The organism is Streptomyces sp. NPDC002133, assembly GCF_040296405.1.
Taxonomy (GTDB): Bacteria; Actinomycetota; Actinomycetes; order Streptomycetales; family Streptomycetaceae; genus Streptomyces.
Genome location: NZ_JBEOXF010000017.1, coordinates 47,230 through 69,607 on the forward strand (window position 1 = coordinate 47,230; position 22,378 = coordinate 69,607).

Consider the following 22,378-nt stretch of genomic DNA (forward strand, 5'->3'; position numbering starts at 1 on the left):
CACGGCGGCGGGGCCGGGAGCGCACGCGCGCTCCCGGCCCCGTTTCCCGGCGGACCGTGCGTCACTGCACCACGGGCGTGAACTGCACCGGCAGGGCGGTCAGTCCCCGCATCCACACCGACGGCCGCCAGCGCAACTCGTCTGGCTCCACCCCCAGGACGAGGTCGGGGAGCCGTTCGAGGAGCGTCTCCACCGCGGTACGTGCGATCACCTCGGCGAGCAACGGGGCCGGGTAGGGGCATCGGTGCTCACCGTTGCTGAACGACAGGTGCGCCGAGTTCTCCGACGCCGCAGCGCTGTCCGGCCAGATCTGCGGATCGGTGTTGGCTGCGGCGAGCCCGAGCACGAGGCAGTCCCCGGCCTGGATGCGCCGCCCGCCGAGCTGGGTGTCCCGGGCCGCCCACCGGCCGATGAAGTTCTGCGTCGGGGTGTCCATCCACAACACCTCGTTCAACGCCTGACCGACGCTCAGCCGCCCGCCCGAGACGTTCACCGCGAAACGCTCGTCCGTGAGCAGCAGCCGCAGCGCGTTGCAGATCCAGTTGGCGGTCGGCTGCTGGGCGGCGGCGATGACCGAGATCAGGTCCTGCACGATCTCCTCGTCGCTGAGGCCCGCCTCGTGGGTCAGCATGCGCGAGGTGACGTCGGCACCCGGCCGCTTGCGCTTCTCCTCGATCAGCCGGTTCATGCGCTCGCCGACGCGGCCGTACGCGGCCACCGGATCGTCGCCCTCCGCGGCGTCGAGCGAGATCCGCAGGTCCTCGACGAGGGACTCGGTCTCCGCCGACCCGGCCGGCATGCCGCACATGTGCACCGCCGCCCGCATGGCCAGCGGATGGGTGTAGGCGGACATCAGCTCGGCCTGGCCGCTGCCCGCGAAGGCATCGATCAGGTCGCCCGCGAGCAGTGCGCACTCCCTGGCCAGTTCGAACTGGTCGACACCCTCCAGCGCCTCACTGATCACCCCGGCCCGGCGCCGGTGCTCGGCGCCCTCGGTGAACAGGACGGACGGCTGGTACCCGACGAAGGGCAGCAGCGGCCAGTCGTCGGGGATGTTCGGCCACTGGTTCCAGCGCCGGGAGTCCCGCGCGAACAACTCGTCGTTCGCGGTCACGTAGGAGACCTCGGAGTAGCCGAGCACGAGCCACGCGGGGATGTTGCCGTCGAGAACCACGGGAGCCACCGGCCCGTGCGCGAAGCGCATGCTCCGGTACAGGTCGAGCGGCGTCTGCTGGTACTCGATGCCGCTCAGGGACACCGCGTTGGCGTGGGCGGGGCAGCCCGGCGGGGGCGCCGCCTGCGGCGGCGACGGGTCGGTCACATCGTTCATGGCGTCAGCTCCCGGGCGCGGGCGATGTCGTGGAGATGGTCGACGAGGGTGATCAGGACGTCCTTGCCCGAGGAGCGCACCCGGGCGTCGCAGTCGACGAGCGGAACGTTCTCGGGCAGTGTCAGCGCCATCCGGATCTCGTCCAGGGAGAAGCGGGCCTCGTCGCCGTCGAACCTGTTGACGGCCACCACGAACGGGATGCCGTGGTGTTCCAGCCGGTCGATCGCGTACCAGGAATCGTCCATTCGGCGCGTGTCGACGAGGACGACGGCCCCGAGCGTGCCGGAGAACAGCCGGTCCCACACGAACCAGAAACGCTCCTGGCCGGGTGCTCCGAACAGGTAGAGGACCAGCCGTTCGTTGAGGCTGATCCGGCCGAAGTCGAAGGCGACGGTGGTGGTGTTCTTGCCGGCGACCTCCGTCGTCTCGTCGATGCCGACGCTCGCGCCGGTCATGATTTCCTCGGTGTTGAGCGGCCGGATCTCGCTCACCGAGCGGACGAGGGTGGTCTTGCCGACGCCGAAGCCGCCGACGACGACGATCTTCAGGCCGGCTTCGGCCGTGTGACTGAGCGGCGTCCGGGAGGAAGGCAGCTCAGAGATTGCGGAGCCCATGGAGCACCTCCGTGAGAAGAGCGGACTCGGGGAGCGACACGGCGGACCGGGACGCGTGCGGATGGCGCGCCGTGATCCCTCCCGTGGCGAGGAGATCGTCCAGCAGGATCCGGACGACGGTGATCGGCAGCTTCAGCTCGGCCGCGATTTCCACCACCGCCGTGGGATGCCGGCACAGTTCCAGGATCCGCACGTGTTCGGACTGCAGACCGGGCGTCGGCTCGCGCTCCGCGACGATCAGGGTGACGAGGTCGAAGGAGTTGCCGTCGGTACGGCTCCGCCCGCCCGTGACGGTGTAGAGCCGGTCGGGGTCACCTATGTCGACGGGACGGCGGCTCATGACGCCGCACCCTCGTCGGCATCCGCCCTCGGCTCCGCGCGCAGGTGCTCCCCTATCTGCGTCACCAGCTGCGTCATCTGATGCCCCACCACACCCGGGTCGGCGTCCTCCGCTGCGATGACCGCGAGGTGGGCGCCTTCGCCGGCCTCGACGATGAACAGCAGGCCGCCGTGGAACTCGGTCATCGAGTGCCGCACGCCACCGCTGCCGTCACCGAACTCGATCGAGGCTCCCTGGGCGAGCGCCTGGATCCCGGAGCACACGGCGGCGAGCTGGTCCGCCTGGTCCACCGTCAGGTGAGGGCTCCAGCAGAGTTTGAGGCCGTCCCGGGACAGCACGAGTGCGTGGCGCGTGCCGGGAGTGCCGTCGAGCAGGTTCTCAAGGAGCCAGGTCAGGCTGTTGTCGGTGGTCTGCATGCTGGTGCGGGGTCGCCTCCGGCCGGCCGGAGAACGCCCTTGCCTCCATTCGTGGTGTGAGCGGGGTGATGAGGAGGTGTACCGACGGGCCCCGGGCGCGGCCCGCCGGGACTACTCGGTCGCTTCCTGCGCCTGCTGCCCGGGTTCGTCCCCCGTACGCCGCGCCTGGTGAAAGGCCCCGAACCGGGCGCCGAGATCACGCTGACCGCTTCCTGCGCCGGACGACTCGGCCGCGTTCTCGGCCGACTCGCGCTGCCGAGCCCGCTGAGCGGCATGGGCGGTGGCCATGGTCCGCCCGGGAGCACGCACCGGCAGACCGCCCGGCGTCGAGGTCTCCGCGCCACCATCGCCGGCAGGCGCGCTGGAGCCGGCAGACGTGGCAGGGGCCGGAACCGGGGTCGGTGCCCCGGTGGCCCTGCGGCCTTCCGCCGCGGGCTGTCCTTGGGATGCGGCCCGGCGGGCGGAGGCCGGCGCCGGCGCGGCGACGGCTGCGGCGGCCTCGGACCCCGTGTTCCCGGGGCGCTGCGCGATGAGCTTCCGGGGCAGCAGCACGACGACACCGGTTCCGCCCCGCGACGAGGGGCGGAAACTCACACCCATGCCGTACTTGACCGCCAGCCGGCCGACGACGGCCAGGCCAAGCCGGGTGCCTTGGAGGGCCGCCAGGTCGTTCACCTCGCCGGCCACGGCCTCCCGCGCCCGGCGCATGGCCGCCTCGGACATCTTCAGACCGCTGTCCTCGATCGTGACGACAACACCCGCACTCGACTCCTCCACATAGACGTGGACCTCGTCGATCGGCGGCGAGAAGTTGGCGGCGTTGTCCATCAGCTCCGCGAGCAGGTGCATCACACCTTCGGCGGCGAACCCCACGACGGCCGAGGTGGAGGAGCAGTGCAGCCGCACCCGCTGGTACGCGGAGATCCGGCCCACCGCACCGCGCAGGATACTCTCCAGCACGATCGGCCTGTTCCAGGAACGGCTCGGACGGCCGCCCATCAGCAGCGCAAGTCGGTCGGTCATCAGCCCCAGCTGCGAGGTGCTGTGGTCAAGGTCGAGCAGGTCACCCAGCACGTCCTCGCCATGCCGGTCCTGCATGGCGCGCAGGTCGGCGAGCATGCTCACCGTGCGCGCCTGCACCCGGCTCAGCGAATTCGCGCTCGCAGCCCGCGCCGCGGCGCCCCGCCGCTCACTGGCACCCAGCTCCCGCACCGCCGCCTCTGTCAATGACCGCAACAGCGCGTCGTCCGGCAGATCAATCCCAGCCAGCACCCGGTCCGCTGACGAACCCTCGCGCAACCGGCCCACAGCCTGCGCCAGGGTGCCCTCGATCAGACGCTCCAGCTCACCACGGAAGTCCGCCGCCTCCCCCGCCGCGCGAAGCCGCGCCTCCTCCGCCCGGAGCAACCTCCCCTGCACCTCCGCCACGGCCTCGGCGAACAGGTGCAGCATCTGCCGCTGGACCGGATCGGCGGGCGCGGAAACCTCCGCGAGAGCCTCGTCGCCGGTCTTCCCGCCGGCGACAAGCCGCGTCACGGACGGCAGGGAGACGTCGACGAGATGAGACCCCTCGCGCGTCACCCGGTCCGCCTGCTCCCGCAGGAACCGCGACTCCTCCCCGGCCCGACCCGCCTCTGCCCGCCCGCGCCCCACAAGGACCGAACCGACAGCCACGGCCACAGTCACGCACAGCCAGCCAACCACCGCGGTGACCGCAACCCAGGTTCGCGCGGCAGCAGGCGCCAGCACCGCCGCCGCCCCGGCCGCCCCGGCAACAACGACCGACACGGCCACAGGAACAGCGAGAGACCTCCCGCCGGTACGGAGCGCTCGGCGAAGACGGCGTTCGGCAGAAGAAGGCATTCCGCAGTCCCTCGGTGATTCGCAACGACAGACGGGTCAACTGCCCGTCGGCACAGGCATGTTGGCCGTATCCGATGATCAGACCGCCCGTGCGACGGTCATGCTATCCACACGAACAACCCCCGAGCCGCATCCCACCCGACCACGACGCACCCCCATTGGAAACCAACAGCCGCACACAACAACAAAACCACCAACAGACAAGCTCTCCACCCAACACCACCCACGCGCACTACAAAGCACACACGCATCTCACCCACCCCCGAACAAGCCGCCCAACACCGGGTGACTGCCTTGGCGCCATGTCGTCCTTGCGACATGGCGCCAAGCCGACAGGCACGTGATCTCGACACGACCAGCCGGGGGCCGAATCATTCGTCTTTGGCATTCGCATACCCGCTTGTCCATGGTCAGTTCAGTAAGGAGCTCCCTTGCCCGGCTCACCCATACGCGGCCGAAGGGTGACGGCGCTCGGCATCGCCCTGGCCCTGCTGACCGCCATCCCGCCGTCATTCGCCACCGAGTCGGCCACCGCGCCCGGGGCGACGAACGCATCGCATGGCGCCGAAGCCCGTCCCGGCGCGCTACGCACCGTCACCCTGATCACCGGGGACACCGTCACCACCACCCCCGACGGCAGCGAGCCCAGGCAGGTCAAGGGACCGCACGGTGAAGCCGTTGGCTTCGAGATCAACAAGGTCGGAAAAGACACCTACGTCTACCCCAACTCCGCCCTGCCGTACGTCTCCGCCGGGCTCCTCGACAAGAATCTGTTCAATGTCACGCAGCTCCTCGCCGACGGCTACGACAACGCGCACACCGACCATCTCCCTCTGCTCGTCAGCTATACCGACAGCGGCGCCCGCGCCCGAGCGCTTCCCGCAGGAGTCGCAAAGGTCCGCACCCTCAGCAGCATCCAGGGCGCCGCGCTGACCGAAAGCCACGACCAGGCCGCCGACTTCTGGTCCGAGCTCACCGGAGGGACCAGCGCGCAAAGGACCGCACGCGCCACCGGCGGTGCCCAGCCCTCCTTCACCCACGGCATCGCCAAGGTCTGGCTGGACGGGAAGGTCAAGGCCACTCTGGCCGACACCACCGCGCAGATCGGCGCCCCGGAGGTATGGACGGCAGGCAACACCGGTAAGGGCGTCGACGTCGCCGTGCTGGACACCGGCGTGGACAACGACCACCCGGACCTGGCGGACCGCATAGCCGACTCGGCCAGCTTCGTTCCGGACCAGGGGGTCTTCGACGACAACCTGGGCCATGGCACGCACGTCGCCTCCACCATCGCCGGCACCGGCGCCGCCTCGGGCGGAAAGGAGAAGGGCGTCGCCCCCGGCGCCGCGCTGCACATCGGCAAGGTGCTCGGCACGGTGTGCGGTATCACTGGTTGCCAAGGCCAAGGCCAGGAGTCGTGGATCCTGGCGGGCATGGAGTGGGCCGCTCGCGACCAGCACGCCAAGATCGTCAGTATGAGTCTCGGAGGCCGCCCGTCCAGCGGCAACGACCCGATGAGCCAGGCCGTCAACAAGCTCAGCGCGGAGACCGGCGCGCTCTTCGTCATCGCGGCGGGCAACAGCGGCGCCCCGTCCACCGTCGCCTCGCCGGGCGCCGCGGACGCCGCGCTCACCGTCGGCGCCGTGGACGCCTCCGACCAGCTCGCCGGCTTCTCCAGCCAGGGTCCGCGCTCAGGCGACTACGGACTCAAGCCAGAGCTCACCGCACCGGGAGTCGACGTGCTTGCGGCACGTTCGCACCTATCCGCGGGCGAGGGCTACTACCGGACGATGAGCGGCACCTCGATGGCCACCCCGCACGTCGCGGGAGCCGCCGCACTGCTGGCCGCAGCGCACCCGGACTGGACCGGCCGGCAGCTCAAGGATGCCCTGATCAGCTCCACCAAGGCCACCCCGCAGTACACCCCCTATGAAGCCGGCGCCGGCCGCCTGGACGTCGCGGCCGCCGTGCGGAACACGGTGTTCGCGACCGGCAGCGCCTACTCCGGCCACCACCTGTGGCCACACCAGTCCGGTGAGAAGGACGCCAAGGAGGTGACCTACACCAACACCGCCGACACCCCGGTCACACTCAACCTGGCGATCAACGCGCCTGACGCGCCCGACGGTCTGTTCACCCTGTCCGCCACGCACGTCACCGTGCCCGCGCACGGCACCAGCAAGGTCACGCTCGCGGCCGACCTGGACAAGGCCCCCCTGGACAGCCACTACAGCGGCGTGATCAACGCCTCCGGCGCCGACGGGAAGGTCCTCGCCCACACCCTCATCGGGGTCGGCAAGGAGGCCGAGCGCTACACCCTCTCGATCACCGCCAAGGACCGAAGCGGCAAGCCGCTCTCCGGGCAGCTCACCGTGATGGGAAGGAACTACTTCAACGAGTACCTGCTCGATGAATCGGGCACGAGTGCCTTGCGGCTGCCGATCGACACGTACGCCGTGTGGCTCAACGCCGACGTGCAGGGCACGCACGGCCCGCACTCCCTGGGCAAGGCCCTGCTGAGCGCTCCTGAGATCACCTTGGACCGCGATCGCGCGGTCATGCTGGACGCCTCGGCCGCCCGGCAGGTCAAGGCCTTCGTTCCCAAGAAGACCACCGACTCCGAGGCCCACATGTACATCCACCGGGCCTTCGACACCTACCACTACACGACGGGCACCCTGGACGTCTTCACGCACGAGTACGACAGCATGTGGACGCTGCCCACCGGCAAAAAGGTCACCAAGGGTGACTTCTCCTTCGGCGCGCGCTGGCGCAAGGAGGAGCCCGCACTGACGGTGGCGTCCGACGAACGGAGCTTCGACGACCTGAGGGTTCAGCGGGGCGCGACGCCGCTCCCGGACGGACGGATGACCCTCGACACGGTCTTCGCCGGGCAGGGCGCCCCGGCCGACTACGCCGGGCTACGGGCCAAGGGCAAGATCGCCGTGGTGCGCCGCAACGACACGGTCGCCTTGTGGCAGCAGGCGGACGCGGCCGCACAGGCCGGCGCACGGCTGCTGCTGGTCGTCAACGACGGGGTGGGCCGACTGGACCCCTGGTACATCGGCTTCCAGTCCTTTGCGTCCCTTCCGCCAGTCTCGGTGGCCACCCTTACCCAGGACGAGGGCGAGGGGCTGCTCACCCAGATCCAACACGGTAGGACCCCGCTGACTCTCGTCTCCAGCCGCGTCACGGACTACCTCTACGACCTGGTCCGTCACTACGTCGGCGCGATACCCGCCGACCCGACCTACCGCCCGAAGGAAGACGACCTGGCCCGCGTCGACGTCTCCTTCCGCAACTACCGTCCGGACAGGGCGGACGAATACCGCTCGGACGTCTGGCAGGGACTCGAGATGAGCGCCTCTTCCCTTCTCGAGTCTCCAGCCCAGGGTGAGCGCACCGACTGGGTCTCTGCTGACACGGACATCCAGTGGATCGAGCGGGCCCAGCTCCTCAGTGAAGTCAAGCAGTCGGGTCCGGTGGTGCGCTACAAGGCGGGCACCACCAGCGACCTTCACTGGTTCGGCCCGATCCAGCGTCCCCGCCTCAACAACCACACAGGGTGGCAGCGGAGGACTGACGACGAGATCCTTGTCGACATCCCGGCCTGGGGCGACTCCGGTCGCGACCACGTGGGCACGACCTTGGACAACCCAGGAGTCAGCAACACGGTCACGCTGTACCAGGGAGACCTACTCCTGGCCCAGAACTTCTTCGACTTCGTCTGGTTCTCCGGACTCAGCTCCAAGCGCCTTCCCTACCGGCTCGTCTCGGAAAATTCCCGGGGCTCCTGGACGAACCCGTACTCGACCAGTACACGGACCGAGTGGAATTTCACCTCAGCTGCCGGTGAGCCCGGCGTGGCCGCGGTCCTACCCTTGATCCAACTCGACTACAAGGTCGACACCGACACCGCGGGCAAGGCACGCCGGAATGCCAAGCTCGTGGTCACTCCCTCCCATCTCCCCGGAGGACCAAGCTCCGAGGCGATCAACGCCCTCACACTTGACATCTCCTACGACGACGGCACCACCTGGCAGAAGGCAACCCTCACCCACCGCGGTGACGGCTGGGAGACCAGACTCCGCGCCCCTGCCAACGCCGCGTACGCCACCCTGCGCACCTCCGCGCACGACGGCCAGGGCAACAGCGTGACTCAGAACATCACCCGCGCCTTCGGGCTGAAGTAGCCACCTCACCCCGTCACCCGGGCGGGGCCGCCCACCGCGGCCCCGCCCGGGTGACGGGCCTGGTTCCCGGCGGCAACTCAATTGCGCCCAGGCGGGATCCGCCGCAGCGGCACCCGCTCGCCCAGCGCCTAGGACAGACTCCGGACCGCAGCGAGAAGGCCGCACCGCTGGAGGGCGGGAAGGGTGGCAACCGCGACCAGTACGCAACGGGATGCAGGTCACCGCGCGCCCACACGACCGCGAGCACTATCGCCAGGAGTCGACGCCGGGTCGGCGGTATAGCAGCACTCTGCGCTCGCGTTCCGTCATGCCGCCCCACCCGCCGAACTCGATCCCATTGTCGAGGGCTTCGGCCAGACACTCGGTCCGTCCCGGCACCCGGCACAGAGGGCCTTGGCCCGCCTCTGCTCCGCGGGCTCCGCGAACAGCTCTTCCGAGTCGGTCGTCCGGCAGGCAGCATCCGGTGCCAGTGGGCACTCGCGCTGGCCATATCGTCCCCTCCCTTCCTTGACGCTCGCGACGACGATCTTGTGCCTCTGGCGGTTCCCGGCCAGTCGAGGATTGCCTCGCTGACACCCGTGACCATCCGGGGTGCGGGGCCTGTGGGACTTTGCCCGCCCAAAAGCCCACCAAAGTCCGCGCCGACCGGTCGCCGCGGCATCCACGACGACGGCACCGTCCGCAGCCGCCCGGTCCCCCCACTGGCGGGCGGCCAGCCTCCAGCCGCCGTACCAGGCCGGCAGAAGGACCACCAGTGGACCCTGAAGGAACACAGCCGCTCGCACTGACAGGAACCCGCGCGCGCACGCCGATGGCGACTGCACCCACAGGACACCGTCATCTGAGGATTCGTCAAAGGGCCGCCGGGGCACCCGTCCTACGCCCCGAGATCGTGCACATGCTCCGCAGACTCAAGGACCTGCACCGCCCCGTCCGTGCCGGCCACAGCCCGGGCTGCGGCCGGCACGGCATCGGCGGTGCCTCAGGGTGTCAGCTGGCTGTTGGCCAGGTCTGCAGCAGAGCAGCGATGTTCGCGGCGGTGCAGGTGGGGTCGGGGAACAGATCTTTGAGTGCGATGGCGTCGTCGCGGGTGGGCGCCCTCGCCCGCGCGGGGCATGTATTGCCCACCGTGGTGACCCGGGACGGAACCGTCGAACTCCTCGAATTGCCCCCTGGCCCGCCGCTGGGACTGGGCGGTCTGCCCTTCGAAGCAGCGGAGGTCGATCTGCCCGAAGGCAGCCTCATCGCCCTCTACACGGACGGCCTGATCGAAGCCTGAGACCATGACATCGACGCGGGCCTCACCAGGCTGCGCCAGGCCCTTGTCCGGCCGGCTCCGTCCCTGGAGGCCACCTGCGACACCGTGCTCGAAGCCCTGCTGCCCGCTCGACCAGATGACGACGCCGCACTGCTCCTGGCCCGCACCCACGCTCTCGGTGTCGGCCAGGTCGCCACCTGCGACCTGGACGCCGAGCCCGCCGCTATCGCCCAGACCCGGTCGAGCGTCTCCCAGCAGCTGAGTGCCTGGGGGCTGGAGGAACTCGACTTCACCACCGAACTGGTGGTCAGCGAACTGGTCACCAACGCCATCCGCTACGGTCGGCCCCCCATCCGGTTGCGACTGATCCATGACCACACCCTCCTGTGCGAGGTCTCCGATGACAGCAGCACCACCCCGCACATGCGCCGTGCCCGTGTCTTCGACGAGGGCGGGCGCGGCCTGCTCCTGGCCGCCCAGCTCGCCGAGCACTGGGGAACGCGCCACGCCCGCCACGGCAAGACGGTCCGGGCCGAGCTGAACGAGAGGGAGTGTAATGAATCAGAGGTCACGCAGATAGGCGGCAGCAAGTACGCCAGCGCGGTTTCGTGATCTATCCGCTGGCTTCGTCGGCGGCCGTCGGTAGACCAGGATTCGCCCCTGTCCTACCTCCTGGTCGGCCAGCCCGCCCTCCGCCGCACGATGAAACTCGCGGTTCTGGCCGCCGCCCTCGAACAGCGAACGGGCCCTGCACTACACGATGCCGGGCATGACCGACCGAGACCGCCAGCTACATCAAGCACCACCTCGGCCTGGCTGGCCGAAGCCATCAACTGTTCACCGATGACGCGGTCACATTGATCCACACCACTTCGCGCGGCTTCCCTCGCGCGGTCAACACCTCTGTCTGCCATCCCTCGTCGCCACGTTCGCGACCGGCAAGTCACTCGTCGACGAGAAGGCCGCCCAGTCCGCCGTCAGGAGCCCTCGACTGACAGAGTTTCGGCATTTACTCACTCGGAAGAGGATCTCTCTTGCCTCGCCACATACACCCCCCGCAGCGCGCCGAGAAACCCGAATACAGCGCCGATCCAGGCGAGCCATAGCCATGCACCCCCAAAAACAGGGTCCTCCGTCACCAACAGGTAGCTGGCCGCCACCCAAAAGACGCAGCCGCCGATGTTCGCCCAAAACCGCACACGTGGACTGAAATTCACTTTCCGGCCCCCCACAGACACGACGGCGCTGCCGATGATGACCAGCACAGTAGACGAATCGATCACAGTGCTGCCTCCTCGGGGACGACAACAGCCGCAGAAACTCACTGAGACACCTCGCCCACGGTCGCCCCGCTGGGACCACACCAGCGGGGCGATTTCACTTCCGCTCATCGGCCCCTTGAATGCCGCACCCGTCGGCATTTGTAGCGTCGCCCAACACGCCACACCGATCGGCGTCGGACGACGGGCCCTGTCGGTTAGCACGTGGCTGCCATCGGGGAGCGCCAGCCGTTGGGCAAGCCATCCAGAGGCTCTGGGGCCGCCGTTCACGGCACCACCCTCTGTGACCGTGCGGACGTGAGCGAAGCCGTGCTGAAGGTAGTACTGCTGGAGCGGTTCGTACGTCGTCCATGCATCGAGTCGGAGCCAGGCGGCTCCAGAGCTATAGGCCCGGTCTCCCGCCCCGCTGAACAGTTGCCCTCCAAGTTCCCTACCGGCGTGGGATACGTTGGGCTTGTTTACGGACATCGAAGGTTCGGCGAACTGGAGCCCGCTCGCTCCTTCGTGGCCAGAAAGATCAGCGAGAACATGCCCAACGATCCGCGCGCCGAGCCCGCAAACGTCAACTCGCCAACCTGATCATCCGGCAGATATGGGGGACGCTGAGCGTCGTCCCGCTCAACTGCCCGCATACCGCTCCAGGGCTGCTTCCAGTTCGGGCTGGTTGAACCCGTTCAGGGTAGGCCAGCCGGTGTAGCTGGTGTCCGTCTAGTCGAATCGCAGTCGTGTCTGGCCCATGCCGTTGCGCCACTCGTACTCCACAGCGGGTTCACTGATGGCCGCCAGGTTCAGACCCAGGGACGCCAGGATGCGGCCGACCTCATGGTCGAAGACAACTCCGCGCGGCAGCGGGTAGGGCTGCGGCCGACGGTCGACGACGCGGGTGTGTCAACTTAACGGCTGATCTTGGTTGTTGAAGTGTCAGTTATTGCTCGGGGTCAGGCGGCCCTCGAAGGCGATCTGGAAGGCGTTGAGTGGGGCCTTCGTGCGCCGTGAGGCGCTGGTGATTCGAGTGGGGGTGAGAGACCAACCACCGTCGGGCCGTCGCAGCGGTTCGGCAGGAGCTGAGGACAGCCTGTCCCGGGAGGCGCCGGGTCGGGTGGGAGCGGTCCTGACAAAGCCGGGGTGCGGCAGAACTGCCAGATGCCGTAGGTCCGGTGAGCGGGTCGGAGAGGAGTACGCGAGGAACCGATGCCATAACGCCCCTCAACACTCGTACTGGCTCAAATCTGGTAGATATGGGCCAGGAACGGCGCGTACCCGCCCAATGAGGACGGGGAACTCCCGGGAATCGTGAAGCCGGTGACCGGGAGGCTGCGGGGAAGATCTGCGGCGTACTCGCAGCGAGGCCGTTGGGGCGAGCTTCAGCGCCGCCTGGACCACCCGGTCGGCGATTGTGGGAATGCCCAGCTTGCGGACCCTCCCGGAACCGCCGGGCTTCGGGATCACGCGCTCGCGCACCGGCAGCGGACGGAATGTCCCCGCCTTCAACGCGGTTCGCAGATCCTCCAGGAACCCGGGCACCCCGATACTCTCCTCGACCCAGGCGGCCGCCGTTGTCGGGGCGAATGTACGCCTCGATGGGTGACACGGTGTGGCCGAGCTCCACCGCGTAGGCCACGGTCGGGGTGGCGCACCACGCCGGGCCCCTCGGCCGCTCGCCCGTGGGTGTGAACGGCGACGGCAGGTGCTCGTCGAGGTCGATGTGGGAGAGGTCCACCAGCCACGAGCCCGGCATCTTGGGATCGAAGCCGGGCTTCCTCACGTGCACCGGGGCGCCCAGGCCGACCACGGTGCCGTTCGCGGCCGCAGCGAAGGCCATGTTCACATCGATGCCGACCACGAACCGCTTCGCGCACTCGGCGTCGGTCAGCGGCCGGGCCCAGTCGTACGCCTCCTCCACCAGGACCTCGTCCGGGGTCCGCTCATGAAAGCGCGGCAGGTGAGCGAGCAGCGGGTGCCCGTCCGGGGCCTCGCACGGGGCGCACTCCACCGCGTGTTTGCCGAGGGAGCCGGGGTTGTGCTCGCTGTGCCGCTGCCCCCTCTCGTCCGGCTCGCTCGCCCGCGTGGGCGGGTGCAGGGCCGTCATCAGCTCCAGGCCGTTCACGGCCGTGGAGCCGCGCGGGGTCAGCACCCGCTGTGCGTAGGTGCCCAGGAGCTGCGCCAACTCGGCCGGCGGCAACTGCGCCGCGTCGTGCCAGGAGCGGGTATCGAGGGCGCCCCAGCCCAGGATGCACAGCTGGACGCACGAGCGCCTGCCGCCTTCGGCGGGGCGGTAGATCCGGGCCCACGGACCGAACCCGCGTTTGGTCAGCTTCCAGGCGGCCCTGTCCAACTGCTTGAGGACCTTGTGCCCCTCGGGCAGCCGCCCCGCCCGGCGCTCCTCATCACCCAGCCGGGCAGGCAGGCCGAAGCGCACCGCGGCCGCCTCGGTAAGCACCAGGACCGGATCGGCGTCCTTGCCGTGGCGGCTGAGCCGGGGCGCACCAAGCTGCGCCTCGGTAAGCGTCCACTCCACCAAGGCCGCAACAGACTTGGCGGGCACGTCCAGCACCAGGCCCCGAGGCAGTACGCGACGACCCGCCCGCTGGCGTCGGCGTCGACGACCGCGAGCGGCCCCTGGGCGAAACGCGCCTCGGCGGCCGCGGTGGCGGGGCTGGGCTTCGGCGCCGTCCTCGTCGCGACCGGGCGGTCAGGCGCGGGCGGAAGCCCGGTGTCCGCGGGCCGGGCAGGGGGTGGAAGCGGAAGGTGGCGGGGTGCGCGGAGCGCTCGTCACGGCCTCGGGGGCCGTGGACTGCTGACGGGCTTGCGCGGGGGCGGGTGTACGCGGCACAGGCGCCGCGACGCCGTTAGGGGTCGCGGCCACCGCCGTTTCCGGCGCGGGTTCGACGGAGGGGGCGGGGAAACGGGAGGCGAGGCCTTCCAGGAGGCGCGCGTAGGCGGCACGCTTCGGCGGCCGGCACTCCGTCCTGCCCGACTCCCAATTGCTGACCGACTCACGCCGAGCCTTAAGGACTGAAGCTTCCCCTTGATCGTGGACACCTGGAGACTGGGACGTGAGAGCCCAGAGGAAGCAGTGCCAGACACCTCACGATGCCAACGCGTCAAGCCGCAGCCGCGAGTTCGGTGGGGAAGGCGGTGTGTTCGTCGAACAGCTTGCGGTGCTGGAGGCAGTGATTGAGCTGGCCGATCATGCGGTTGAAGCAATGCCACGAAGTTAACGCCGCGGACGCCGAGTCAAGGGCGTCGGCTGTCGGTGGGCAGCTGAGGCGGTAGGCAATCGGGAGCGAGCCGGTAGGTCGCGTTTGCGATCTTTTCGAGGAGACCTTCCCGCGTCCAGCGGCCCAGCTGGACGCAGAAGCTGTCGTAGTGGCTGAAATCGAGGGCCGTGGCCAGCTCGCGCGCGTGCCAGGAACGATGAGGAGCGGTTCGCATGTGCTGGAGGACTTGGTTGCGTTGACCACTGCGGCCTTTTGCTGCTGATGATGAGGGCTCGGTGTGGACCTCGACGGCGAGGCTGCTGACGTTCTGGCTGGTCAGGGGGTGCTCACTGGTTGGGTTCGCCGGATAGCGCGAGGTTGGGCACTTCACCTTGCGGGCACTGATGCGTGAGCGCCGGGGCGGCAGCAGAGCGCATAGGACCGCGGAGGAAATGCCGCTGGCGGTGCGATTGGACGGGGTCGGCAGGACGTGGTCTGCGCGGATCAGCTGGTCACGGGCAGCTTGAAGGGCGACGGTGAAGCTGGCCCGGTCCGGGTCGGTACCGGGGACGGACTCGACGGCGTCGGCCATCGCCATGCGCAGGGCCTGGTAAAGGGTGAGCAGAGCCCACACTTCCTGCTCGAGTCCGCGCGGTTCTTGGGAACGCAGGACTCGCCCGGTCAGCAGGGTGTGCCGCAGCGAGTAGAAGGCGGACTCGATCTCCCAGCGCTCGTGATAGAGGCGGACCAGGGCCTCGGCGGGGTCGTGCCGATGGTCGGTGAGGGTGGTCGCGAGCCGGTAGCGGCCTGTGATGCGCTGTCCGCCGCTGGTGGTGATGGTGATGTCGGCCTCGATGACGCGGACGCGCAGGTCGTGGAAGCGAGTGAGGTAGGAGCCGTCGGGGAGAACCGCCAGCACCGCGGGGCGCCGGTGGGCACACAACCGCACCAGGAACTGGGAGCCGGTGCCGGCGACGGCGCGAAGGAAGTCGTCGCCGTCGAAGGCTCGATCTGCCAGCAGGAGCATCTGCGGGGTCAGCCGGGGCAGCAGCTGGGTCGCCTGGACGGTCTCGCCGTTCTCGGACGGGCCGAAGACCGCGCCGAGCAGGCCGCGAGTCCCGGTCTCGCATAGCACGGTCAGCCTCAGGGACGGGTAGCCGGACATGCCCCAGTGGTGCCGGACCTTGCCCAGCAGGGCCCGGACGCGCGGCAGATCCGGCGCCTTGAGGGAGCTGCAGCCGTCGAACGCCACGGTCCGCCAGCGCCGGTAGCGGACGCCGGGCGTGGATGGCCGTGCCAGCGGCACCGCCAGAACGTCGAACAGCATGCGCAACGGTTCTGGCCCCAGACGTCGGCGCAGCTGTCGCAGGGCTGCTTCCGAAGGAGTGCGCAGGTCGATGCCCGTCAGGCCAGCTACGAGCTTGTCCCAGACACGCCGGTATCCCAGAGCCGGGAACAGTCCCAGGGCCAGGACGAAGTAGATGCCGACTCGGGACGGAAGCGTACGCACACGGGCCTGAACCGTCCTGGTCTCCTCGAGCACATCATCGACGAGCTCGAACGGTATGTGCTCCGTCAGCCCACCGAGGTGACCAGGGGCGAAGGCGCCCGCGGCAACGGTCGTAGTGCGCGTCACGGTGCAGGTGGCAAACTGGCTCGACAACGGGATCCCCTGATCAGGAACGTCTTGGTCGACTTCCTCCTACCAGGGGATCCCGCCCTGCACGGCCAGAACCACCCATCTTGGACTCGCCCTTGACTCGGCGTCCGCGGTGTTAACTTCGTGGCATTGGCGGTTGAAGAGGTTCCTCTGGGCGGCTGCGTGCCAGTCGCCGTGCTCGCGTCGTCGCCGGTAGTGGGTGTTAGCGCCAGCGGACGCTCGGAGTGAGGCGAATGCCCAGAGGTATCCGGCGTGGTTGAGCCGGTCGTTCTTCACCCAACGGCGGGTGATGCTGGATTTCTTGCCGGAGGCCCTGGTGATGGGCGAGGCCCCGGCGTACGCCTTCAGACCACGGGCGTCGGCGAAGCGGGTGCGGTCGTCCCCGATCTCAGCCAGGATCCGGGCGGCGAGCTGGATGCCGAGCCCCGGGAAGCTCAGCAGAATCTCGGCGTCCGGGTGGTGAGGGAAAGCCTCTTCCACCGCTTCGGCGAGCTGGTCGGCTGCCGTGCAGGCAGCCTCCAGCTGGATGAGGAGAGCGAGCATCTGCTTGCCAAGGGCTTCCTCGACCAGCGGCGGCTGGTGGGCCCAGGCTGCGCGGAAGACGTCACGCATCCGGTCAGCCGGGGAACGACGCACCGCGCCCCTGACCAGACCGCGACTCCAGTTGTCTCCAAGCACTACCAGCTGGCCTCGACGTGACCACGGCGAGGACCGCCTGCTGCTGTAAGCCGTCTCTAAAGGCGGCACACCTGCGAGCCGTCGCCTCTTGGCCCAGCACACCCAGACCTCGTACCTGAAAATGATTATCATCATGCTACGGTCGTCGCACACTCAACCTTTGACCTGTCCCTTACCCGGAGTGACTCATGCGCGTCCCGTCCCGTCTCCTGCTTATCCCGGCGGTCCTCGCCGCCTCCGCCCTGCTCACCGGCTGCTTCGCGTCCACGGAGGCCACCGGCACCGGCCCGGGCGAGCGCCTCCGCGTCGCGATGATGCAGCCGCCGCGCTCGGGCCTGTCTCCGCTCTCCGACGACGCGTTCAAGCTGTCCCGTTGGTCCACGGCGGAAACGCTCGTGAGACTGAACGCGGACGGCGACGCCGAGCCCGCGCTGGCCACCGCGTGGAAGCAGTCCGGCCGGAGCTGGACCTTCACCCTCCGCGAGGGCGTCACGTTCCACGACGGCACCAGGCTGACCGCCGAGGCCGTCGTCCGCTCCCTCACCACTGCCGCTGGTGCCTCCCCCAAGCCCCGCATACTCGACGGCGTCGAGCTGACCGTGAAGAAGAGGGACGCCGACACCGTGGTCGTCACCACCCACGAGGAGGACCCCTTGGTCCCGCAACGGCTCAGCTCCCCGCAGTTGTCGATCCTCGCAGCGAAGGCGTACAGAGGGGAAACGGTGAATCCGGTCGGTGCCGGCACCGGCCCCTTCGAACTGACCAAGGTCAATGGCACTTCCTCCGCCGCCCTCGAGCGCTACGACGACTACTGGGGCGGCAAGGCCAAGGCTCCCGGCATCGACGTGACGTTCGTGCCCGACGGCACTGCCCGCGCCGCCGCCCTGCGCAGCGGCGAGGCCGACATCGTCGAGGCGGTGCCCGTCTCGCAGGCCGCGCTGCTGGAAGAGGACCTGATCACCGAGGTCCCGATGCCGCGTACCAACACGCTGTACCTCAACACGGAGAAGGGTGCCTTCAAGGACCCGGCGCTGCGGGCGGCGGCTCGGGAGGCGATCGATGCCGAGTCGATCGTGAAGGGCGTGTACGAGGGGAGGGCCGACGTGGCCGAGGGGCTGCTCGGGCCCGCTCTGCCGTGGGCGTCCGACCTGCGCGAGCCAGCGCGCCGTGCGAAGTCCGGTGATCCGGCGGGCAAGAGCATCACCATCGGTACGTTTACCGACCGGGCCGAACTGCCCGAGGTGGCCGCCGCGCTGCAGCAGCAGCTGAAGAGAGCGGGGTTTCAGGTGAAGCTGGAGGTCCGCGAGTACGCCAATATCGAGTCCGACGCCTTGGCGGGCGCGTTCGACGCGTTCATCCTCTCCCGGGCCACCGTCCTCGATTCCGGCGATCCGGCCGCGTACCTGTACAGCGACTTCGCCTCCGACGGTTCGTTCAACATCCCCCAGCTCGCCGATCCGGCTGTGGACGAGGCCCTGGACAAGGCGGGCGCGACGCCGACCGGTGATGCCCGCCGCCGAGCCGTCGTCGACGCCGAGGCCGCCGTGCTCGCCACGGACGCGGCCGTGCCGATGCTCCACGAGCGCGTGATCCAGGGCGATGCCGCCGACGTGGTCGGCGCGGCCCACGACCCGCGCGAGCGGGAACTGGTCACGCTTGACACCCACGTCAGGTGAGGCCGACCACAGCGGGGGCGACCCGCGCCTTCTCCCTCGCCGCCGCGCTGGCCGCTGTCGGCCTGCTGCCCTGGCTCTCCGGCCGGGATCCGGCCCTGACCGTGCTGCGTGCCCGGTCCGCCGAACAGGAGCCGACCGAGGAGGCGCTGTCCGCGATCCGCCGGGACCTCGGCCTGGACGCCGGTCCGCTCTCCCTGCTCGGTGACTGGGCCACCGGGCTGCTGCGCGGCGACCTCGGCACCTCCTGGGTGTCGGGGACGGACGTCCTGCCGTCCGTCGTCTCCGGGCTTCAGGTGTCGCTGGGCCTGATGGCCGCCGCGCTGGCCGTGGCGGTGCTGTTGGCTGTGGCCCTGGTGGCGCCCGTACTGGTGCGGGGGCGGAGGTCGGCAGGGGCGTTCGCCGCCATGGCCGCCGCCGTGCCGGAGTTCCTCCTGGCCACCGTGGCGCTGCTGGTGTGCGGAGTGTGGCTGGGGTGGCTGCCGACGTCCGGCTGGCAGGGGCCCGAGTACCTGCTCCTGCCCGCACTCGCGCTCGGTGTCCCTGCGGGCGGCCTGCTCGGGCGGCTCGTCGCGGACGCGCTGCCCGCCGTACTGGACGAACGATGGGTGGAACTGTGGCAGGGAGCGGGAGTGAGCCGGACCCGTGTCTCGGTCGCCGCGCTGCGTCGCGTACTGCCGCCGCTGGTACCGCAGTTCGGGATGGTCGCCGTCGGCCTGACGGGCGGCGCGGTCGCGGTGGAAACCGTCTTCGCGGTGCCCGGCATCGGACGTACCGCGCTGGGCGCGGCCAAGGCGCAGGACCTGCCGCTACTCCAGGGGGCCGTCTTCGCCCTGCTCGCCCTGGGCCTGGTCACCGGCGCGCTGGCCGCCCTCGTACGACGCCGGCTGCTGGGCCCCGCCCTGCGTGACGCCGGGCTCTCGCTGCCGCCGGCCCGCCCGGTCCCGGCGCACCCGGCGATCCCGGCCACCCTCGGAGCCCTGCTGCTGACCGCGATCGGCTGGGGCCTGCTCCGCGACCCGTACGCGGTCGACACCACGGCTCGGCTGGCCCCGCCCTCCTGGTCGAACCCGATGGGCACCGACGGGCTCGGCCGCGACGTGCTGGCCCGGCTCGGCCACGGGGCCGCCTCCACGGTCGGCACGGCGGCGGCCGTGTGCCTGCTGAGCCTGGTGGTCGCCCTGGCCCTCGGCTTCCTGCCCGGCATCGCGGCGGGCGCGGCGGACATCGCCAACGCGCTGCCGCCGGTGATCGTCGGCATCCTGGTCGCGGCGGCAGCCGGCCCCGGTACCGGCGGAGCGGCCCTCGCGGTCGCGCTGATCTCCTGGCCGCCCCTGGCGGCGCATGCGGCGGCGCTGGTGCAGGAGGTACGGGCGTCGGCGTTCCTGACCGCCCAACGCGCTATAGGCGCACCGCCGCTGTGGATTCTCACCCGGCACGTCCTGCCGTCCGTCGCCGCCCCGGTCGCCCGCCACGCCCTGCTGCGGCTGCCCGGCATCGCCCTCGCCCTGGCCTCCCTGGGATTCCTCGGCCTCGGCGCCCAGCCGCCCGCCCCCGAGTGGGGCCTACTCCTCGACGAGTCCCGCGCCTACGTGGAACGCGCCCCCTGGGCGGCCCTCGCCCCGGCCGCCGCACTGGCCCTGCTGGCGGGACTGGCCGTGTCGGGCGCGGCATACGCGCAGGACCGGGGAGGCCGGCGCACGACCGGCCGCACTGTACGGAAGGAGACCGCCCATGCAGTCTGAAGCACTGCTGTCGGTGCGTGACCTGCGGATCGCGTTCGGCGAGGTCGAGGCGGTGCGGGGACTGACCTTCGACGTCCGCCCGCGCGAGGTGTTCGCCCTCGTCGGGGAGTCTGGCGCGGGCAAGTCCCTCACCGCCCGGGCATTGCTCGGCATGGTGCCGCGCGGCGCGACCGTCGGCGGCAGCGTGCGATTGCGGGACTCCGCCGATCTCGTCGCCGAACGCGGGCGCCGGATCACCCTCGTCCCCCAGGACGCCCTGTCCGCCCTCTCCCCCGTCCACGCTGTCGGCGACCAGCTCGCCGCCGCCGTACGGTCGGTACGGCGCCTGTCCCGCAGGGAGGCGCGCGCCCGGGCCGTGGCGGCACTGGACCGGGTAGGCATCCCGGACGCCGCGCGCCGGGCACGGGCCTACCCCCATGAGTACTCGGGCGGCATGCGGCAGCGCGCGGTGATCGCCATGGCAACGGTCAACGAGCCCGACGTCGTCGTCGCAGACGAGCCGACCACCGCGCTGGACGAGGAACGCCGCGAGCAGGTGCTGCGGGTGCTCGCCGAGCAGCGGGAAGCGGTCGGCGCCGCACTGGTCCTCGTCACCCACGACCTGGACGTCGTACGGGCCCACGCGGACCGCGTGCTGGTGATGTACGCGGGGCGGGCGGCCGAACTCGGCCCGGCCCGGCAGGTCCTGGGCCGTCCGCGCGCCCCGTACACGGCGGGCCTGCTGGCCTCGCTCCCGCAGGACGGCCCCCGGCGCCGCCGGCTGCCGGTGCTCCGCGGCACGCCGCCCGCGCCGGACGCCCTCGGGCCGGGCTGTGCCTTCGCGCCGCGCTGCCCGCTGGCGACGGACCCGTGCCGCGAGCGCGAACCCGAACCAGGGACCGTGGACGGACGCCTGGTCGCCTGCCATCACGCCGCCGACGTGCCCGACCCTCTCCGGGAGTTCGTGTGAACCACCCCCTCCTGGACGTCCGCGACCTCGTCGTCCGCTACGGCCCGGTGGCCGCCGTGGACCATGTGTCGTTCGCACTGGACGCTGGTGAGACCCTCGCCCTCAACGGCCCCTCCGGGTGCGGCAAGTCCTCCACGGCCCTCGCGGTGCTCCAGCTACGCAGGCCTGACGCCGGGAAGGTCCGCTTCGAGGGGCGGGAGCTGACACCCCTGACGGAACGCGAACTGCGCCCGCTGCGCCCGCGCATGCAGCCGGTCTTCCAGGACCCCTACGGCTCTCTCAGCCCCCGCCACCGCATCTCCGACGCAGTGGCCGAGCCACTGAAGGTGCACGGCAGGTGGAACCCGTCCGAGGGACCCGCCCGCGTGGCCGAGCTGCTCGAGCGGGTCGGCCTCGACCCGTCGTGCGGGGACCGGCGACCGCACGAACTCTCCGGCGGCCAGTGTCAGCGGGCCGGAATCGCCCGCGCCCTCGCCTCCGGACCGCGGCTGCTCGTCCTCGACGAACCCGTGTCGGCACTCGACGCCTCCGTGCGGGCCGGCGTGCTGAACCTGCTCGCCGACCTCCAGGACGAGCTGGGCCTCGGTTACCTGTTCATCTGCCACGACCAGGCGGTCGTACGGCACTTCGCAGACCGGGTGGTCGAGATGCGGGACGGACGCATCGTCCACTCCTGACAACTGGGATGACGCCCACTGGACGGACGGCGGCGAATGGGTTCTCCTGGGCGCCGACAACACGCTGCGCCGCGTTCCCCCTCCCTCGTCGGGTAGGCCCCTGCACCATGCAGGCCACATGATGATGCGCCGCTGGGACGCCGGTACCGATGGCGGCCCCACGGGGTGCTGAAGGGGCGCACAAGTTGGCGCGCCCCTGTCGGCGTACGCAACACGGTCAGCCGGCCAACGGAAGCGGCATCGCCCGCACCACCGGTGTCGCAGGCCAGCCACGACGGCCGAACACCGCCCAGCGCAGGCCACAAGGTGCAGGAAGGGCAGGTGCCGCTGCGTTCCATCAACTCGCGATCCAGCCCCGGCCAGGTACGCAGCAGCGACTGAAGCAGCGAGGCCGGAGCGTGAAATGAACGAGGGGGCGAAATACCGGACGGAGAGGCGGCATCATGCCATGCGAGCCAATTGGTATTGACTATCGTTTTCATATAGTCTTTGGTGCCGACGA

At 70.1% G+C, this 22,378-nt stretch carries 12 protein-coding genes and 4 pseudogenes; 6 read left to right on the top strand and 10 right to left on the bottom strand.

Annotated elements, in window-relative coordinates; translation table 11 throughout:
- Positions 1-61: 61 nt before the first annotated feature.
- From ABT078_RS18830 to ABT078_RS18850, 5 genes are all read right to left on the bottom strand, one after another.
- On the bottom strand, positions 62-1,330 hold the full coding sequence (locus ABT078_RS18830; protein ID WP_351229036.1) for a cytochrome P450: 1,269 nt from the start codon (positions 1,328-1,330) through the stop codon (positions 62-64).
- On the bottom strand, positions 1,327-1,944 hold the full coding sequence (locus ABT078_RS18835; protein ID WP_351229038.1) for a GTP-binding protein: 618 nt from the start codon (positions 1,942-1,944) through the stop codon (positions 1,327-1,329). The genes ABT078_RS18830 and ABT078_RS18835 overlap by 4 nt, the downstream gene beginning before the upstream one ends.
- Complete coding sequence (locus ABT078_RS18840; RefSeq protein WP_351229040.1) at positions 1,925-2,284, bottom strand: DUF742 domain-containing protein; 360 nt, start codon at positions 2,282-2,284, stop codon at positions 1,925-1,927. The genes ABT078_RS18835 and ABT078_RS18840 overlap by 20 nt, the downstream gene beginning before the upstream one ends.
- Positions 2,281-2,700: a roadblock/LC7 domain-containing protein gene (locus tag ABT078_RS18845; RefSeq protein WP_351229042.1), complete on the bottom strand. Its 420-nt coding sequence runs from the start codon at positions 2,698-2,700 to the stop codon at positions 2,281-2,283. The genes ABT078_RS18840 and ABT078_RS18845 overlap by 4 nt, the downstream gene beginning before the upstream one ends.
- 111 nt (positions 2,701-2,811) lie before the next feature.
- A complete protein-coding gene (locus ABT078_RS18850; protein WP_351229044.1) occupies positions 2,812-4,374 on the bottom strand; it encodes a sensor histidine kinase in 1,563 nt (520 codons plus the stop codon).
- Positions 4,375-4,994: 620 nt separating this feature from the next.
- Between ABT078_RS18850 and ABT078_RS18855 the strand changes: the two genes are divergently transcribed.
- A complete protein-coding gene (locus tag ABT078_RS18855; protein ID WP_351229046.1) occupies positions 4,995-8,756 on the top strand; it encodes a S8 family serine peptidase in 3,762 nt (1,253 codons plus the stop codon).
- Between the two features lie 246 nt (positions 8,757-9,002).
- On the opposite strand, the pseudogene ABT078_RS18860 reads toward ABT078_RS18855, so the two are convergent.
- A pseudogene (locus ABT078_RS18860) lies at positions 9,003-9,226 on the bottom strand (WhiB family transcriptional regulator).
- A 614-nt stretch (positions 9,227-9,840) separates the two neighbouring features.
- On the opposite strand from ABT078_RS18860, the pseudogene ABT078_RS18870 reads away from it, so the two are divergent.
- Positions 9,841-10,626 (top strand): annotated as a pseudogene (locus ABT078_RS18870) (SpoIIE family protein phosphatase); the annotation flags it as partial.
- 401 nt (positions 10,627-11,027) lie between these two features.
- Here ABT078_RS18870 and ABT078_RS18875 read toward each other — a convergent pair.
- From ABT078_RS18875 to ABT078_RS18900, 4 genes and pseudogenes are all read right to left on the bottom strand, one after another.
- The gene (locus ABT078_RS18875) at positions 11,028-11,297 is read right to left on the bottom strand and encodes a hypothetical protein (protein WP_351229047.1); all 270 of its coding nucleotides are present in this window, start codon (positions 11,295-11,297) and stop codon (positions 11,028-11,030) included.
- Positions 11,298-12,648: 1,351 nt separating this feature from the next.
- Positions 12,649-14,346: pseudogene (tap, locus tag ABT078_RS18890) on the bottom strand (telomere-associated protein Tap); the annotation flags it as partial.
- A gap of 185 nt (positions 14,347-14,531) precedes the next feature.
- A complete protein-coding gene (locus ABT078_RS18895) occupies positions 14,532-16,157 on the bottom strand; it encodes an IS4 family transposase (RefSeq protein WP_351229049.1) in 1,626 nt (541 codons plus the stop codon).
- Between the two features lie 129 nt (positions 16,158-16,286).
- Positions 16,287-16,772: pseudogene (locus ABT078_RS18900) on the bottom strand (transposase); the annotation flags it as partial.
- A 248-nt stretch (positions 16,773-17,020) separates the two neighbouring features.
- Between ABT078_RS18900 and ABT078_RS18905 the strand changes: the two are divergent.
- The 4 genes from ABT078_RS18905 to ABT078_RS18920 are packed head-to-tail and all read left to right on the top strand — an operon-like array spanning position 17,021 to position 21,876.
- Positions 17,021-18,508 (top strand): ABC transporter substrate-binding protein, encoded by a 1,488-nt coding sequence (locus ABT078_RS18905; RefSeq protein WP_351229051.1) that lies wholly within the window; start codon positions 17,021-17,023, stop codon positions 18,506-18,508.
- Positions 18,505-20,250, top strand: coding sequence for an ABC transporter permease subunit (locus tag ABT078_RS18910; RefSeq protein WP_351229053.1), 1,746 nt, complete (start codon positions 18,505-18,507; stop codon positions 20,248-20,250). The genes ABT078_RS18905 and ABT078_RS18910 overlap by 4 nt, the downstream gene beginning before the upstream one ends.
- Entirely contained in the window at positions 20,240-21,199 is a 960-nt protein-coding gene (locus ABT078_RS18915) for an ABC transporter ATP-binding protein (RefSeq protein WP_351229055.1), read from the top strand. The genes ABT078_RS18910 and ABT078_RS18915 overlap by 11 nt, the downstream gene beginning before the upstream one ends.
- Positions 21,196-21,876 (top strand): ATP-binding cassette domain-containing protein, encoded by a 681-nt coding sequence (locus tag ABT078_RS18920; RefSeq protein ID WP_351229057.1) that lies wholly within the window; start codon positions 21,196-21,198, stop codon positions 21,874-21,876. The genes ABT078_RS18915 and ABT078_RS18920 overlap by 4 nt, the downstream gene beginning before the upstream one ends.
- Positions 21,877-22,378 lie beyond the last annotated feature (502 nt).